The sequence below is a fragment of the Microbacterium sp. C7(2022) genome, from assembly GCF_028823665.1.
Lineage (GTDB): Bacteria > Actinomycetota > Actinomycetes > Actinomycetales > Microbacteriaceae > Microbacterium.
Map to the genome: position 1 here is coordinate 310,753 of NZ_JAPEHV010000002.1, position 17,089 is coordinate 327,841.

13 protein-coding genes and 1 riboswitch are annotated in these 17,089 nt (G+C 66.5%); of the genes, 8 read left to right on the forward strand and 5 right to left on the reverse strand.

Going from position 1 to position 17,089, the window contains the following annotated elements; all coding sequences use genetic code 11:
• The first annotated feature begins 160 nt into the window (after nucleotides 1–160).
• Both ON062_RS03560 and ON062_RS03565 read left to right on the forward strand, forming a co-directional pair.
• Complete coding sequence (locus ON062_RS03560; RefSeq protein WP_274645745.1) at nucleotides 161–964, forward strand: CPBP family intramembrane glutamic endopeptidase; 804 nt, start codon at nucleotides 161–163, stop codon at nucleotides 962–964.
• Between the two features lie 267 nt (nucleotides 965–1,231).
• On the forward strand, nucleotides 1,232–2,128 hold the full coding sequence (locus ON062_RS03565) for a hypothetical protein (protein WP_274645746.1): 897 nt from the start codon (nucleotides 1,232–1,234) through the stop codon (nucleotides 2,126–2,128).
• A 239-nt stretch (nucleotides 2,129–2,367) separates the two neighbouring features.
• Here the strand turns inward: ON062_RS03565 and gcvP are convergent, their stop codons facing one another.
• From gcvP to ON062_RS03585, 4 genes are all read right to left on the reverse strand, one after another.
• A complete protein-coding gene (gcvP, locus tag ON062_RS03570; RefSeq protein ID WP_274645747.1) occupies nucleotides 2,368–5,262 on the reverse strand; it encodes an aminomethyl-transferring glycine dehydrogenase in 2,895 nt (964 codons plus the stop codon).
• Entirely contained in the window at nucleotides 5,259–5,642 is a 384-nt protein-coding gene (gene gcvH / locus ON062_RS03575; RefSeq protein WP_274645748.1) for a glycine cleavage system protein GcvH, read from the reverse strand. Before gcvH ends, gcvP begins: the two co-directional genes overlap by 4 nt.
• A gap of 13 nt (nucleotides 5,643–5,655) precedes the next feature.
• The gene (gcvT, locus tag ON062_RS03580; RefSeq protein WP_274645749.1) at nucleotides 5,656–6,825 is read right to left on the reverse strand and encodes a glycine cleavage system aminomethyltransferase GcvT; all 1,170 of its coding nucleotides are present in this window, start codon (nucleotides 6,823–6,825) and stop codon (nucleotides 5,656–5,658) included.
• A 156-nt stretch (nucleotides 6,826–6,981) separates the two neighbouring features.
• A riboswitch (glycine riboswitch) is annotated at nucleotides 6,982–7,078 on the reverse strand.
• Between the two features lie 70 nt (nucleotides 7,079–7,148).
• On the reverse strand, nucleotides 7,149–8,324 hold the full coding sequence (locus ON062_RS03585; protein WP_274645750.1) for a MarP family serine protease: 1,176 nt from the start codon (nucleotides 8,322–8,324) through the stop codon (nucleotides 7,149–7,151).
• A 141-nt stretch (nucleotides 8,325–8,465) separates the two neighbouring features.
• Between ON062_RS03585 and ON062_RS03590 the strand changes: the two genes are divergently transcribed.
• The 6 genes from ON062_RS03590 to ON062_RS03615 are packed head-to-tail and all read left to right on the forward strand — an operon-like array spanning nucleotide 8,466 to nucleotide 15,045.
• A complete protein-coding gene (locus tag ON062_RS03590) occupies nucleotides 8,466–9,188 on the forward strand; it encodes an NUDIX domain-containing protein (RefSeq protein WP_274645751.1) in 723 nt (240 codons plus the stop codon).
• An 11-nt stretch (nucleotides 9,189–9,199) separates the two neighbouring features.
• The gene (nadA, locus tag ON062_RS03595) at nucleotides 9,200–10,531 is read left to right on the forward strand and encodes a quinolinate synthase NadA (RefSeq protein WP_274645752.1); all 1,332 of its coding nucleotides are present in this window, start codon (nucleotides 9,200–9,202) and stop codon (nucleotides 10,529–10,531) included.
• Nucleotides 10,528–12,078 carry an L-aspartate oxidase gene (gene nadB, locus ON062_RS03600; RefSeq protein ID WP_274645753.1) on the forward strand — a complete coding sequence of 517 codons (1,551 nt, stop codon included), beginning with the start codon at nucleotides 10,528–10,530 and terminating at the stop codon, nucleotides 12,076–12,078. The genes nadA and nadB overlap by 4 nt, the downstream gene beginning before the upstream one ends.
• Nucleotides 12,072–12,929 (forward strand): carboxylating nicotinate-nucleotide diphosphorylase, encoded by an 858-nt coding sequence (gene nadC / locus ON062_RS03605; RefSeq protein ID WP_274645754.1) that lies wholly within the window; start codon nucleotides 12,072–12,074, stop codon nucleotides 12,927–12,929. Before nadB ends, nadC begins: the two co-directional genes overlap by 7 nt.
• 2 nt (nucleotides 12,930–12,931) lie before the next feature.
• The gene (locus ON062_RS03610; RefSeq protein ID WP_274645755.1) at nucleotides 12,932–14,077 is read left to right on the forward strand and encodes a cysteine desulfurase family protein; all 1,146 of its coding nucleotides are present in this window, start codon (nucleotides 12,932–12,934) and stop codon (nucleotides 14,075–14,077) included.
• On the forward strand, nucleotides 14,074–15,045 hold the full coding sequence (locus ON062_RS03615) for a glycosyltransferase family 2 protein (protein WP_274645756.1): 972 nt from the start codon (nucleotides 14,074–14,076) through the stop codon (nucleotides 15,043–15,045). Before ON062_RS03610 ends, ON062_RS03615 begins: the two co-directional genes overlap by 4 nt.
• 3 nt (nucleotides 15,046–15,048) lie before the next feature.
• Here ON062_RS03615 and ON062_RS03620 read toward each other — a convergent pair whose 3' ends face one another.
• Nucleotides 15,049–16,956: an ABC transporter ATP-binding protein gene (locus ON062_RS03620; RefSeq protein WP_274645882.1), complete on the reverse strand. Its 1,908-nt coding sequence runs from the start codon at nucleotides 16,954–16,956 to the stop codon at nucleotides 15,049–15,051.
• Between the last annotated feature and the right edge of the window lie 133 nt (nucleotides 16,957–17,089).

A 17,089-nucleotide genomic window follows, 5' to 3' on the forward strand; every position in this document is an offset into this window, starting at 1 on the left:
GCATCGCCGGACACGAATGTGTAAACGATAGGCGCGCTTGCAACCTTGATCAAAACGAATGCCGAAAACGTTACATGCCCTTTACTCAATCGGCGATCGATGTGGCATTCTGACAACATCACGCCGATGGCCGTCGGCTCGGTGAGAGGGAGTCCACAACGTGGCGGAAACGCGCGCAAACTCCGACCGCCCTCGGCTGTGGTGGGAGATCGCCATCGTCCTGGCGGTGACCGTCGGGCAGTCCGCGGTCTACTCCGTGCTCTCGCTCACACGGGCACTTCTTCGCCCGACGCCCATCGGCGATCAACAGACCCAACTGAACCCGTCGCGTGACGTCGCGGCGTTCTGGGATGTGCTCTACCAGGTGCTCTCGGTGTTCTTCGGACTGTCGCTCGTCGCGCTTGTCGTCTTTCTCCTTTGGGAACCCGGAGGCAATGCGCTGCGCCGGATCGGACTGGACTTTCGCCGCTTCGGTGGCGACATCGCCCGCGCTCTCCTGTTGGCCGCGGCCATTGGCCTCCCCGGCCTCGCGCTGTATGCGGTGGGCCGCGCACTCGGCATCACCGTTCAGGTTCAGGCCTCACCGCTGGATGCGGCCTGGTGGACGGTGCCGCTCCTCGTGCTCGCGGCGCTGCGGGCGGGCCTCACCGAGGAAGTCATCTTCATCGCCTACCTGTTCGACAGGCTCCGTCGACTGGGATGGGGTTGGTGGGCGATAATCCTCTCGACGGCGGCACTCCGCGCGGCGTATCACGCGTACCAGGGCATTGGTCCGATCATCGGCAACTTCGTCATGGGTGTCGTCTTCGGCTGGTGCTACAAGCGGTGGGGTCGCGTCATGCCTCTCGTGCTCGCGCACACGCTCATCGACATCGTGGCGTTCGTCGGGTACCCACTGGCCGTCGCGCTGTGGCCTGCGCTCTTCGGGACGGTTCCCCCGCCGACCCCTACTCCAACCTCCTGACGTAGCCTCTGGCTACCATCGCCCCACCAGGCCGAAACACTCTGCGAGCGCCGAGACACAGCGCCTACTGCTGTTTTTCGCCGCAGTGGGCGTGTCTGAGTGGACGCGCCTCCTCCTCCACAGAAGGTACGGCGCCAGCATCCATCCACCATCCATCCGGGAGCGGCTCCGCGCGGCAGATGCGTGGCACACCAGGATGGAATGTCCCTCCCTCTCACACCCGTCAACGGGGCTCCGATCGCACTATTGCGCGCATCGGATGCGCGAATGGCCGGTTTCCGCCCCCACGCTCAACCGCAACTGCACCGGGTGCGCCACGGCGTATATGCGCAAGCCGACGAGTGGGCGACCCTTGCCCCCTGGGGTCGCTACCTCGCGAGGGTGCATGCGTATGCGCTCACCTCATCCTCCGCGGTGTTCGCGCTGGAGTCAGCGGCGGTGCTGCACGGCTTGCCCGTGTTCGGCGAACCTTCAAGCATCCACCTGTTCGATCCAGATCGAAAGCGTTCAGTGCGCTACGGCGACGTCGAAGTCCACACCAGTCGGGACTCGCGGGAGATCAGCCCGATCGGTCGGACGAGGCTGCTCGCGACGTCGCTGCCCGAGACGGTTGTCGACCTGGGGCGGGTCCTCTCGCCGGCGCGCGGGCTCGCAGTTGTTGACGCATCGCTGTCCGCGCGCATGGGCCATGCCTGTTGCTTGGACCAACTCGCCTCGATTGCGGCAGCGCAATGCGCACGCCGCGGCGTGCGGGTGCTCGAGTGGCTGTGGGCGCGCGCGTCGGGCGTAGCGGAGTCCGTCGGCGAATCTGTGAGTCGAGCGGTAATCGAGTGGTGCGGATTCGATGAGCCCGCCCTACAAGAGGAGTTTCACTTCGAAGGCGAAACGGATCGGCCGGACTTCTTTTGGCGTCACGGCGCGATGGTCGGAGAATCAGACGGCTACGGCAAGTACGACGGCGACGCCGAGAAGATCAAGTCCGCGCTGATCAGAGAGAAGACGCGCGAAGACCGACTTCGTCGCCATCTGGGCGGGTTTGCTCGGTGGGACATGCGCGACGCCGTACGCGTGGATCCGCTCGCTCAAAAACTACTCGCGGCCGGCGTGCAGGTCGTCGCTGATCCGCAGCGCGCGATGCTCGCCACCCTCTCGCGACACCGTTGAGAGGTGCGGGCCGTGCCGCGGCGCGGATGGGAACCGCGAACTCCCCCGGGCGTTTGCCGAAACACAGTGCGTGCGCTGAGACCCCGCGGTAGCCACCGTGTCTCAGCGCAGCGAGCGTGTCTCGGCGCCGCAGTCGGCGCACGCACACTGTCTCGGCACCGCCGCCAGCGCAACGAGCGAGGGTGGGGTGGATGCCGCGGCATCCACCCCACCCTTCACCGAACGAAGTCAGAGACGTCTTACGCGAACGCTTCGATGGGCGGGCATGCGCACACGAGGTTGCGGTCGCCGTAGGCCTGATCGATGCGCCGCACCGGCGCCCAGTACTTGTTGCGCACGAGCGACGACACCGGATACACCGCGGTCTCGCGCGAGTACGGGTGCGACCACTCGCCCCTCACGACCGACTCCGCGGTGTGCGGCGCGTTCACGAGCGGGTTGTCGTCGGCCGGCCACTCCCCCGCGGCGACGGCATCTGCTTCAGCGCGGATCGCGATCATCGCCTCGATGAAGCGCTCGATTTCGCCCAGGTCCTCCGACTCGGTGGGCTCCACCATGAGCGTCCCGGCGACGGGGAACGACATCGTCGGCGAGTGGAATCCGTAGTCGATGAGGCGCTTGGCGACATCATCCACCGTGATCCCCGTCGACTCGCGCAGCGGCCGCAGGTCGAGGATGCACTCGTGCGCGACGAGGCCCCCTTCGCCGGCGTACAGCACCGGGTAGTGGTCCCGCAGGCGGAACGCGATGTAGTTCGCCGCGAGCACCGCGGCAGCCGTGGCATCCCGAAGCCCCTCCGTGCCCATCATGCGCACGTACGCCCACGAGATCGGCAGGATGCTCGCCGAACCATGCGGGGCCGCCGACACCGCTCCGCCGGAGAACACACCGCCCGCGTGATCTGCACGCTGATCGAACGGATGCCCGGGCAGGTACGGCGCGAGGTGCGCCTTTGCCGCAACAGGGCCGACCCCCGGGCCGCCACCGCCGTGCGGGATCGCAAACGTCTTGTGCAGGTTCAGGTGCGACACGTCACCGCCGAGGTCACCGAAGCGGGCGTACCCGAGAAGCGCATTGAGGTTCGCTCCGTCGACGTAGACCTGACCGCCGGCGTCATGCACCGCCTGGGTGATCTCGAGCACGTCGTGCTCGTAGACACCGTGCGTCGACGGGTACGTGATCATCAACGCCGACAGAGTCTCGGCGTGCACGGCGATCTTGGCGCGCAGGTCGTCGAGGTCGACGTTTCCGGCCTCGTCGCACGCGACAACGACAACCTTCATGCCGGCGAGCACCGCCGATGCTGCATTCGTCCCGTGTGCCGACGACGGGATGAGACACACCGTGCGATCGACGTCGCCGTTCGCGTGGTGGTAGCCCCGGATCGCCAACAGGCCCGCAAGCTCCCCCTGGGAGCCGGCGTTGGGTTGCAGTGAGACGGCGTCGTAGCCCGTCACTTCGGCAAGCCAGCGCTCGAGTTGTTCAACGAGGGCGAGGTAGCCGTGCACGTCCGCTTCGGGCGCGAAAGGGTGCACGCGGGAGAACTCCGGCCACGACACCGCAGCCATCTCGGTCGCGGCATTGAGCTTCATCGTGCACGAGCCCAGCGGAATCATGCCGCGGTCAAGCGCGTAATCCCGATCAGCGAGCAGCTTCAGGTAGCGCATCATGGCGGTTTCAGAGTGATGCGATGTGAACACGGGGTGCGTCAGGAAGTCCTCGACACGGTGGAGGGATGCTGGCACTGCCGCAATCGGCGTCGCATCGTCATACGACAGAGCGCGCTCACCCTGGTCTCCTTCGCCGATGAACTCCCCTTCGGGAAGCCCGAAGGACCAGGCCACTGCGGCGAGGTCTTCGGTCGTGGTGGTCTCGTCTACCGAGATGGCCACCGTCGCCTCATCGACTGCGTACAGCTGGTACCCCCGCTCGCGCGCACGGTCGATGACACGCGAGGCAAGCCCGGGCACCCGCACGCGCACGGTGTCGAAGAACGCGTCAGACACCAGCGTGAGCCCGTAGGAACGCAGCCGGTTCGCCAAGGCTTCCGCTTTCTTTGCCACCTCGGTGGCAATTGCGGTGAGCCCCTGCGGGCCGTGGTAGACCGCGTACATCGAGGCCATGACGGCCAGCAGCACCTGCGCGGTGCAGATGTTCGACGTGGCCTTCTCGCGGCGAATGTGCTGCTCGCGCGTCTGAAGCGACAACCGGTAGGCGGCGTGGCCGACGGCATCCTGTGACACTCCGACCAACCGGCCGGGGAGCTGTCGCTCAAGGCCCGCACGGACCGACATGTATCCTGCGTGCGGTCCGCCGAACCCGAGCGGGACGCCGAACCGTTGGGTCGTGCCCACGGCTACGTCGGCTCCGAGCGCGCCGGGCGAGCGCAACAACGTCAGCGCGAGCAGGTCCGCGGCGACAACAGCGATTCCGGCGTGCGCGTGCACGGCAGCGATGACATCCGTTGGATCCCACACCCGTCCCGACGCACCCGGGTACTGCACGAAAGCGCCGAACGCCTCGGGCAGCGACGCCACGTCGGCAGCCTCGAAGTCGACGATCTCCAGCGTGATGCCGAGCGCTTCGGCCCGGTGACCGAGGAGAGCATGCGTCTGCGGCAGCGCGTCAGCGTCGACGAGGAACAAATTGCTCTTCGATTTCGAGGCACGCCGGGCAACCAGCATCCCCTCGACGACGGCGGTCGACTCATCGAGCATCGAGGCGTTGGCGGTCTGCAACCCCGTGAGGTCGGTCACCATCGTCTGGAAGTTGATGAGAGCTTCCAAGCGCCCCTGGCTGATCTCGGGCTGGTAGGGGGTGTACGCGGTGTACCACGAGGGGTTCTCGAGCACGTTGCGCGCGATCACACTGGGAGTAAAGGTGTCGTAGTAACCGAGGCCGATCATCGGTCGCGCGGTGCGGTTCTGCGACGCCAAGGCGCGCAGCTCCGCGAGGGCCTCGGCCTCGGTGGCCGCGGGCAAGAGATCGCTCGTGGCGCGCGCAGTGGAGTGAATGGATGCCGGCACCGCCGTGCGCACGAGGGCATCGACGCTGTCGTACCCGAGGGCATCGAGCATGACGCGCTGGGCGTCGGCATCCGTCCCGATGTGACGCGCCGCGAAAGCCCCTGTCACTCGGCACCGCCGGTGAGCTCGAGATACGCCGCGCGGTCGAGGAGGCCCTCTGCTGCGCCGGACTCGATGCGGATCTTGATGAGCCAGCCTTCGCCGAAGGCGTCAGAGTTGACGAGCGACGGGTCGTCCACCGCGGCGTCGTTGATCTCGACGACTTCACCGCTGAGCGGCGCGTAGAGTTCCCCGACCGACTTGGTCGATTCGATCTCGCCGCAGACGGCGCCCGCGGCGACGGTCGATCCCGCATCGGGCAGCTCGACGAACACGACGTCGCCGAGCTTGTCGGCGGCGAAGTCGGTGATGCCGACGGTGGCGATGTCACCGTCCACGGCGATCCACTCGTGCTCTTCGGTGTACTTGAGGGTGTTCAGGTCGGTCATTGTCTACTCCAGGTCAGTTGCTTCGCCGATAGAACGGCAGGGCGGTCACGGTGGCGGGGATGCGCGTCCCCCGCACGTCGATGTAGAGGGTGGTGTCGGGGTGGGCCACGCGCGGAACCACATACGCCATCGCGATGGGGTGCCCGAGCGTCGGGCTGAGCGCACCACTGGTGATCTCGCCCACCGGCTCGCCACCGTCTGCCGTGTCATACAGGGCATAGCCGGCGCGTCCCGCACGCTTGCCCTCGGAGGCGAGACCGACGAGCACGGGTGCGTCCACGGCGACGACGCTCGCGAGGCCCGAACGCCCGACGAAGTCGTCCTTGTTCAGGGCGACAACCCGGCCCAGGCCTGCTTGCGCGGGTACCGTGTCGAGCGACAGCTCGTGCCCGTAGAGCGGCATCCCCGCCTCCAAGCGAAGCGTGTCGCGCGATGCAAGGCCCGCGGGTACGAGCTCGTGTGGCTGCCCCGCGATCAAAAGGGCGTCCCACAACGTTTGCGCGTGCGAGATCGGTACGAGCAACTCGAAGCCATCTTCACCCGTGTAGCCGGTGCGCGCGACGAAGAGAGGCACGCCGCGGAACTCGCCCGCCGCCCACGCGTAGTAGCCGAGGTCGGCCAGCGCGGGCGTGATGCCGGTGATCCCGTCCGTCGCTTCCACGACGGTGCGCGCGATCGGCCCCTGGACAGCGAGAAGGGCGAACTCATCGGTGACGTCGGTGACCAGCCCGGAGGCGTGGACAGGTACGACGCCAGTGTCTTCTGCGGGAGCCTCGGGGACGGCGAAGCCCTCCGAGCGCTCGTCGAACGCGGCCGCGACCGCATCACGATTGCCCGCGTTCGCGATCACCAGGAAGCGCTCATCGGCGAGCCGGTACACGATGACGTCATCGACAATGCCGCCGGATTCGGCAAGCACCAGTGAGTACTTTGCACGCCCCACCTTCATCGGCGAGATCGCTCCGGCCAACGCGAAGTCGAGGAATGCAGCGGCGTCAGGGCCGGCCACGATGAACTCGGCCATGTGCGAAATGTCGAAGAGCCCGGCCGCCCTGCGCACAGCATGGTGCTCGGCAAGGTCCGAGCTGTAGCGCACCGGCATCAGCCAGCCGCCGAAGTCGGTGAAGGATGCCCCGAGTTCGTGATGGCGCTCGTGCAGGGGCGTCGTGCGGGGGTCGGTCATGAGTTCTCCCGTCGGATCGGGTGGGCGCATCACGCCCGAAGGAACTCCCCCTCTGTCATTGGCCTGAGAGTTTCACCCGACGTCGCGTTACAGCAACGATCGATCGGGCTTTCACCGTCGGCAGGCCCTGCGACGCAGCGCCTTTTCCAGAGTTGGCCGACCAGGGCGGTACGCGTACCTGAGAGATTGGCGGGGAGGCTTGCTCCTTCGGTGCTCGACACACGAACTGTCGAGGCTCTCCCGCCCGGGTCATCGGCCGATATTGACATGTGTGGCCAGCATATCGGTCACCGGTGCGCTCGCCGCACACAATTGCTCTCAAATCACGCCGTGACGCACGATCCCGACGACACGGCGCGCTCTAGGGATTCCGCCTGCGCGACGACCGGCAGCAGTTCGGCAATGGTCATCGCGTAGCCCAGGTTCTCGTCGGCCTCCGCGCGGGCGAAGACGACTCCGGCCACCGCGCCTTCGCCGGTCAGAAGTGGGCCACCCGAGTTCCCCGGACGCACGGTCGCCTCGAGCGCATAGATTTCACGGGATGCCGATGATTCGGCGTAGATGTCGGGCACCGGCGCACTTCCCACGGACAGCACGGATGCGCCCACCATGGTGAACGGCCCGCCCAGAGGGTACCCCTGCACGACACCGGCGGCCCCCGCATCCAGTGTCCGACTCAGAGGCAACACCCGGGCGTCGAGATCGTCCACCGCGATCACGGCGAGGTCATCCACCGGGTCGAAGTAGACGATACGTCCTTCTTGCGCAGCGCGCCCAGGCAGTTCGACGAGCGGCTGGTCTACTCCCGCCACGACGTGAGCATTGGTGACGATACGGTCGTCGGCGATCACGAAGCCACTGCCGGTCGAACTGCGACCGCACGCAAATGCGGTACCCGAGACGCGCGCGACAGAAGCGGCTGCCTGCGCGAGCGCCGGATCCTCCAGATCCACCGGGGGCATCGTCTGCGTCGGGGTGACCTCGAGCAGTTCACCGAGTTGCGGCAGGCCCTCGTCGATGACGATCGCTCGCACTTCCGCGAGGGCACGGTCAACCGGGTCCGGCGTCAGAGAGTCGATCGTTCGCACCACCTGCGACGAGGACAGTGCGGACGAGACGATCGGCACGCCGGCAGCGATCAGCCCGGTCGCCGTGAGCGAGATCACGAGGGCGGAGACAGCCACGCCGGTGAGCGCACCGAGCAGACGATCGAATCCGCGAAGCGGGGTGCGATCCACACCGCGACGCACGGCCGCGCCAGCCGCGGCTCCCAACGACGAACCCACGAGGATCAGTCCGATCGCGGCGGCGACGCTTGCCAAGAGCCGCCATTGCGGCCAGGGCCACCAGTCATTGAGCAGCGGGACGAGCCAGTAGGCGGCAGCAGCACCCGCCGCGATTCCGGCGAAGACGCCGATGCTGCCCGTGAACCCCCGCGACGCCCCCGCGGCCAGCGCAATCACCAGGATCACGATCAGCACGATGTCAACGACGAGCACGGGGTTCCTCTGCGATCTGCGCACGAGCGCACGAATGGGTGATCAGCGTATGTGCGCAATCTATGAAAATGCCGATGGCGCGACTCCGTTTTGCCCTTTGTGTCATCGCGACACTAAGATGATCGTGGAGTAATGGTCACCATGACACTAACAAGCACTCGCAACCAAAGCGCACCCGGCCTTACACCGGACGCAGACGCGACGCGTGTCGCCGTATCGACGGTGATCTTCACGTTGCGCCGCCGCGAGGGGGCCGATCGCGCGAGCATCGCCCTGCCGTTGGTGCGCCGCATGCGCGATCCCCACGCAGGCCAGTGGGCTCTGCCTGGTGGGTGGCTCGATATTCGAGAAGGATTGGATGCCGCGGCATCCCGAACCCTCGCAGAGACCACCGGGATCGCCCCCAGCTACCTCGAGCAGCTCTACGCGTTCGGAGCCGTCGACCGATCCCCCACGCGCGTCGTCTCCATCGTCTACTGGGCACTGATCCGTCCCGACGAAGTCGTCGACTCGTCGGATGACAATGTGGAGTGGTTCGATGCCGACGCCCTCCCGACACTCGCCTTCGATCACAACCAGATCGTCGAGTACGCACTCTGGCGCCTGCGCAACAAAGTCGGCTACAGCCGCATTGCGCACGGGTTGCTGGCCGATGAGTTCACCCTCGCCGAACTTCGCGAGGTGTACGAATCGATCCTGCGCCGCCGCCTCGACCCGGCGAACTTCCGTCGGCAGGTCGAGGGCACCGGGACGCTGATCCCGACCGATCGCTTTCGCACCGGGAGCCATCGCCCGGCACGCGTGTACCGCTTCAACCCCGATGTCGAACTCGCCGATCGCGGCCCGCTCGACGTACGCCACTGAAACGAGCTGAAATGCCTGCTGTGAACATCACCCTCGAACCACGTCCGCTCGACCCATCCGTCGATCACGCGATCCAGTCGATCGTCTCCGGCACCGCGTCAGGCGACACGTGTAACACCGACCTTGCCGCGGGACCATGGGACTTCGACGCTCGCCCCGGCTACGGCCCCGGCTCTTCGATGGGCGATGTCATCCCGACCGGATCTCCGCGCCAGGGCGAACTGCCCCAGCAGTATCGCGATGCCTCCGAAGAAGAGCTTGCCGCGCGTATTGTCGCCGCCAAAGAGACGCTCGGCGAGCGCGTGGTCATCCTCGGGCACTTCTACCAGCGCGAAGAGGTCGTCACCCACGCCGACTATGTGGGCGACTCGTTCCAGCTCGCCAACGCCGCGCTCGAGCATCCCGATGCCGAGGCCATCGTCTTCTGCGGGGTGCACTTCATGGCTGAAACCGCCGACTTGCTCTCGCAGCCTCACCAGGCCGTGATCCTGCCGAATCTCGCAGCCGGGTGTTCGATGGCCGATATGGCCGACATCGACCAGGTCGAAGAGTGTTGGGAACAGCTCGAAGAGGTCTACGGCGACATGTCGGCGCCGGACGCCGAGGGACGCGTTCCCGTGATCCCTGTGACATACATGAATTCTTCGGCCGCGATCAAGGGTTTCGTCGGTCGCCACGGGGGCATCGTGTGCACGTCTTCAAACGCTCGCACGGTCCTCGAGTGGGCATTCGAGCGTGGCCGTCGCGTGCTGTTCTTCCCCGATCAGCACCTGGGCCGCAACACCGCCAAGGCCATGGGCGTCCCGCTGGATCAGATGCCGATGTGGAATCCGCGCAAGCCCTTTGGTGGATCGGATGCCGCGGCCCTCGCCGACGCACGGGTGATCCTGTGGCACGGGTTCTGCTCGGTCCACCGACGGTTCTCGGTGGACCAGATCGAACAAGCACGCGCCGAGCACCCCGGGGTACGAGTGATCGTGCACCCCGAGTGCCCGATGGAGGTCGTCGACGCAGCAGACGAGGCGGGATCGACCGACTACATCCGCAAGGCGATCGCCGCGGCATCCGAGCCCACGACCTTCGCCATCGGAACCGAGGTGAACCTCGTTCAGCGGCTGGCAGCCCAGTACCCGCAACACGAAATCTTCTGCCTCGATCCCGTCGTGTGCCCGTGCTCGACGATGTACCGCATCCACCCGGGCTATCTGGCGTGGGTGCTCGAAGAACTCGTGGCAGGCAACGCACGCAACCGCATTACTGTCACCGATGATGTCGCGGCGCCCGCACGCGTCGCCCTTGAGCGGATGCTGGCAGCCAAGCCCCCCGCGGCGGTCGCCTCGTGACCACGCACGCGGTGATCGTCGGCAGCGGAATCGCCGGCGTGACTGTGGCGCTGCATGCCGCCGCGCACGGCTGCCGCGTCACCCTCGTGACGAAGGACGTCCTCGATCACGCAAACACCCGCTACGCCCAGGGTGGAATTGCGGGCGTCATGTTCGATGACGACCGCGTCGAAGACCACGTGCGTGACACGTTGGTTGCCGGAGCGGGACTATGCGATGAAGAAGCAGTTCGCGTTCTCGCCGAAGAGGGACCTCAGCGGATCCGCGAACTCATCTCTCTCGGGGTCGGCTTCGATCGGGCACCGGACGGCGCCTTCGTCAAAGGCCTCGAAGCCGCACACTCGTACCCGCGCATTCTTCACGCGGGTGGAGATGCGACGGGCACCGCCATCGAGAAGACTCTCGTCGGTCACCTTCGCTCCTCGGGCGTCGAGGTGATGGAGCACGCGTTCTTGATCGATGTCATCGTGCGAGGCGGTCGCGCGAGGGGGGTCGAGCTCCTCGTCGGCGAGGCTCCCGACGCACCGGGCAATGCGCTCACGCTGCCGGCAGACGCGGTGGTTCTCGCCACCGGTGGCGCCGGAGAGCTGTTCGCCCACTCGACCAACCCCACGGTCGCAACCGCCGATGGTGTCGCCGCCGCTCTTCGCGCCGGTGCGCACGTGCAGGACCTCGAGTTCGTCCAGTTCCATCCGACGATCATCGCCGCGGGCCAGGCCTTCCTGATTTCAGAGGCCGTGCGGGGCGAAGGAGCGACCCTCATCGACGAACACGGGCGTCGCTTCGCATTCGACGCTCACCCCGATGGCGAACTCGCACCTCGCGACGTCGTTGCGCGCGCCATTGCCGCACAGATGAACGCACAGGACGGACGTGCGGTGCTACTGGATGCCACCCACGTGCACTCCGAGGATGCCGACGAGCGCGCCGCGTTCCTGGCCGAGCGCTTCCCGACGATCGACCGCGCGGTGCGCGCGAGAGGCTACGACTGGGCGCGCACGCCGATCCCGGTCACCCCCGCCGCGCACTACCTGATGGGCGGCGTGACGACAGACCTCTACGGCCGCAGTACCGTGCCGGGTCTGTATGCGGTCGGCGAGACTGCACGCACCGGCGTGCACGGCGCCAACCGACTCGCGTCGAACTCGCTCCTTGAGGGAGCCGTCTTCGGCGCCCGCACTGGTGATGTTCTCACCGCCGATGCAGATCGTGACGAGTGGCCGCAACAGCATCCAGAGCCCAGCATCCCCGACCGGGTCGATCCACTCCCCGCACCGCCGGCCTTCTCGAGGCACGCGCTGCAGGCTCTGCTGTGGGAGCACGCGGGCCTCGTGCGAGACGAGGCCGGTCTGGCGCATGCTGCCGAGGTGATCGCCGCATGGCGGGGCCAACCCCGCACGGCGCGCACCGAATTTGACTACGAGAACGAGAACCTGCTCCTGGTGGCCGAGCACCTTGTGCTCGCGGCGATTCGCCGCACTGACTCCGTCGGAGCCCATTTCCGTTCGGATGCCACGGCCACGCAACACGAGGTGATCCCATGCTGACCCCTGCCCACATCGAGCGCGTCGTGGGGGCTGCGCTCGAGGAAGACGCCCCCTGGGGAGATCTGACCAGCGAGTACCTGATTCCCGAGAACACCACCGCCCACGCCGACCTGGTCGCGCGGGAGCCCGGTGTATTCAGCGGCGGGGAGGTGTTCGCCACCGCATTTCGACTCACGGACCCGCGCGTCGTCGTCCAGCTCACCGTCGATGACGGCGCCCGCTTCGCCGCGGGAGCCGTGCTGGCATCTGTGTCGGGCCCGGCGCGCGCCGTGCTCACCGCAGAGCGAATCGGCTTGAACTTCGCCCAACGAATGTCCGGTATCGCCAGTCTCACCCGCGCGTATGTCGACGCGGTTGCGCACACCGGCGTACGCATTGCCGACACGCGGAAGACCACGCCCGGACTGCGCGCCTTCGAACGGGCCGCGGTGCGCGCTGGCGGTGGCCGCAACCACCGGTACTCGTTATCGGACGCGGTGATGGCCAAAGACAACCATCTAGCTATCCTCACGCGAGGTGGAGCGAGCATCACCGATGCTCTCGCCGCAGCGATGGAGCGGCTCCCCCACACGAGTCACCTCGAAGTCGAGGTCGATCGGCTCGACCAGATCGAGCCCGTGCTCGCCGCCGGCATCGGCACCATCATGCTCGACAACTTCTCGCTCGAAGACCTGCGGGCCGGAGTCGCACAAGTCGCCGGTCGTGCCACCGTCGAGGCATCGGGCGGAGTCTCGCTCGACACCGTCCGTGCGATCGCCGAGACTGGCGTCGACGTGATTTCGGTCGGGGCGCTCACTCACTCGGCGCGCGCGCTCGATCTCGGCCTCGACATCCGGATCGACGCCGACTGATCGTGCGCTATCTCGACAACGCCGCCACCTCTCCCATCCGCCCCGAGGTACTCGAGGCGATGGCGCCCTTCCTCACCCGGTACTTCGGTAACCCGTCGAGCCACCACACGGTCGGGGAAGCCGCGGCGGGCGCACTTGAAGATGCCCGCGCACGGGTGGCGCGCGTGCTGGGGATGCGCCCCGGCGACATCGTCTTCACCGCGGGTGGTACCGAGGCCAACAACCTCGCTGTCAAGGGCATCGGCATCGGCGCCTGGCAGATGAGCGGTCGGCGCCACATCGTCACGACCCCGATCGAACACGAGTCGATCCTCGAATCCGCGCACTACCTCCAACGCCTCCATGGGTTCGCCGTCACGAAGGTGACGGTCTCTCCCACCGGCATCGCGGACCCCGACACTGTCGCATCCGCGCTTCACACTGACACCGCGCTGGTGAGCATCGGCTACGCCAACAACGAGGTCGGAACGATACAGGACATCCCGTCCATCGCTGCGCTGATCGAAGGCACCCCCACCTTGCTGCACATCGACGCTGTGCAGGCCGCAGGGTGGTTGCCCCTGGGCATCGCACCGTTGGGGTACGACGCCATCTCACTCGCGGGGCACAAGATCGGGGCGCCGAAAGGCGTCGGAGTGCTCGGTGTGCGCGGTCGCGTGCCGCTGGAGCCGCTCCTTCACGGCGGTGGTCAGGAACGCGGGAAGCGCTCGGGTACCGAGAATGTCGCTGGTGCAGTGGGCTTCGCGACCGCGCTCGAGTTGGCAGAGCGCGAGCGAATGGATGCCGCGGCCCACGTCAGCGCGTTGAGCGAGCGTTTCATCGCCGAGGTATTGGCCGCGGTACCCGCGGCGCGACTGACGGGCGACCCAGACCGACGCCTTCCCGGGACGGCGAGCTTCACCTTCGAGGGAACGAGTGGTGAAGCAGTTCTCCTCGAACTCGAACGCCGTGGGATCGTTAGCTCGAGCGGCTCTGCCTGTGCGGCCGGGAGCGACGAACCGTCCCACGTACTCATCGCCCTGGGGATCTCCGCCGAGGTCGCTCAGACGTCGGTGCGGTTCACCTTCGGGCACCACATGCGCGAACCGCTCGATGACGTCGCAGCGGCGGTGGCGGCATCCGTCACTGCCGTACGATCGAGCGCGTGACCCTGACGCCCGCACCCGTAGTCACGGTCATCGTGCCGGGCTTCGATGTCGCCACCTTCGCCAGCGAAGCGCTCGAATCGTTGCGCGCGCAGAGCATGCCGCGCTGGCAAGCAGTGCTGGTCAACGACGCCTCAGCCGATGAGACCGGCCGAATCTTCGACGAGTACGCCGGGCGGGACGAACGATTCCGCGTGCTCCACCAGCCCATGCGCCGGGGGCTCGGCGCGGCCCGCAACGCCGCGCTCGAACGGGTCGACACCGAATACGTCGCGTTCCTTGATGCCGACGACATCATGCGCCCGGAAGCACTGCACCGCCTGTGGTCGAGTCTCGAGTCCAGCGGGAGCGATTTCGTGACCGGCGCATACGTACGCCTGAGGCCGACGCCTACCGGCGGCTACGCGCCCGGACAGGTTCAACCCTGGGTGGCTCGCGCAACGGATCCGCGGCGGTCCGCCGTCACTCTGCGAGAGCATGCGGCGGCCTCGGGAAACATCGTCGCGTGGTCGAAGATGAGCCGCATTGAGTTCTGGCGGCGACTCTCATTGCGGTTTCCCGAGGGGAAAGCGTACGAAGACCAGGTGGTCGCTCAGCGGATGTATACGGGTGCTCACGCGTTCGACGTGATCCCGGATGTCGTGGTCGAGTGGCGCGAACGCGCGGACGGTTCCTCGATCACGCAGCACAAGTACGAGATCACGGTGCTCCGCGACTATCTCGAGGCGTTAGAAGCCGGGCTTGATGTTCTTCGAGCGGGCGGGTTCGACGACGCGCTTCGAGAGCGGCTGCCGCTGATTTTCACTCTCGACCTGCCTCCCCTCGTCGCGATCGGCGAACATCACCCCGATGCGGCCTACCGCACGGCGATCGGTGCGTTCGTTCGACGGCTTGACGCCCACGTCGAGGACGTCACGCTGCCGCGCGAGTCCGGCGCAGCATCCGCCCTCGAACTCGCCCGCAGCTGGTAGGACCTACGACGGTTCGCGCGCCGCCTCGATGCGTTCTTCGTCTTCGAGGATCCGCGACGCCGCGAGTTGCTCGGCCGCGAGATCGGCATAGAGTCCGCCGTGAGCGAGCAGTGTCTCGTGGGTGCCACTCTCGACGATTCGTCCGGCGTCGACGACATGGATGACATCGGCGCTTCGCACCGTCGACAGGCGGTGCGCGATCGTCAGCGTGGTCCGACCGCGTGCGGCAGCGTCGAGAGCATCCTGAACGGCGCGCTCAGACACGGCATCCAACGCCGAAGTGGCCTCATCGAGCAACAACACAGCCGGGTCTTTCAGAAGCACCCGAGCGATCGCGATCCGCTGTTTCTCACCGCCCGACAGGCGATAGCCCCGCTCGCCCACGACCGTGTCGTAGCCCCGTTCGAAGCCGGCAATCACGTGGTGGATGTTGGCGGCACGACAAGCCGCTTCGAGTTCTTCGTCGGTGGCCCCGGGCCGGGCATACCGCAAATTGTCGCGGATCGACGCGTGGAACAGGTACGTCTCCTGAGACACGATGCCGACATGGTCGATGATCGACTCCTGCCGCAGTCGGCGAACGTCCTCGCCAGCGAACATCACCGTGCCCGCACTGGCCTCGTACATTCGCGGGGTCAGGTAGAGCACCGTGGTCTTGCCCGCGCCCGATGGGCCGACGAAGGCCACGTGCTGCCCAGGCTCCACACGAAATGAGACGCGGTCCAGGGTAGGCCGTGAGCCTTCGCTTGCATCGGGGTACGCAAAGACCACCTCCCGGAACTCCACACTGCCGACCGGGCCGCTCGCACGTGCGACATCGAGGGCATCCGGCGCATCGCGGATCGCCGGCACGAGGTCGAGGTACTCGAAAATACGGGCGAACAATGCACCAGAGGTTTGGAGATCCAGGGCAACCCGCATCAACCCCATGAGCGGCATGAGCAATCGCGCCTGGACGGTCGTGAATGCGACGATCGTTCCCGCGGTAAGTACATCCGTGCCGCCCGAGATGAGGTAGCCCGAGACGAGGTAGATCACTGCCGGCACACTGGCCATGAGCACCTGCACAACCGCGAAGAATCCCTGTCCGCTCATCGCCCGACGGACCTGGAGCCTCACCTGGTTCAGATTCTCGGCGCGATAGCGCCGCGACTCGGTGATCTGGCGATTGAACGACTTCGACAGCAGGATCCCTGAGACGCTCAGAGTTTCTTGAGTGATGGCCGTCAGTTCCGACAGCGACTCCTGCGTCTCGGCGGCGATCCGCGCCCGCACTTGCCCTACTCGCCGCTGTACCGCGACGAGCACCGGCATCATGATCACGGCGATGATCGTCAACCGCCAGTCGATGATGATCATCGCCACGAGGGATGCGGCGACGGTGACGGTGTTCCCCAGGATGCTCGTGACCGTGTTGGTCAGCACTCCCGAGACGCCCCCGACATCATTCTGCAGACGCGATTGGATGACGCCAGTCTTGGTCCGCGTGAAGAAGCCCAGTTCCATCGCCTGCAGGTGATCGAAAAGGCGCACTCGAAGGTCGCCGGTGACCTTGTTTCCCACGGTGGAGGTGAACCATGTCTGCGTGACTCCAACACCGGCGCCCAGCAGGTACAGGCCGATCGTGGCGAGCACCAGTTCCCACAACAGCGGGACATCGGGAGCCGAGCCGTCGACCGGAAAGAGCGCGTCATCGAAGATGCGCTGAACGAGCAAGGGCGGCACAACAGCGATACACGCACCGGCAATGACCAGGACAGCAGTGACGGCGATGCTCCAGCGGTATGGCCGGAAGAGTTCAACAATGCGATGACCCAGGTGCGGGATCTTCGGCGCCTGCGCGTTCTGCCGGCGCTGCGCCTCAGTATCGGGCGGGCGAAAGCCCTGGTGTCCCCCGCCACCACCTCGCATCATGCTCACGACCCGAGCCTAAGCGACCGAGCACGGGCGGGCGCGGGCCAGGTTCGATGGAAAAGTTCGGCCCCGACGGGAATGCAAAGTCCGACCCCTGAGTTATGGTGAAAGCTTGCCATCCGAGGATGGC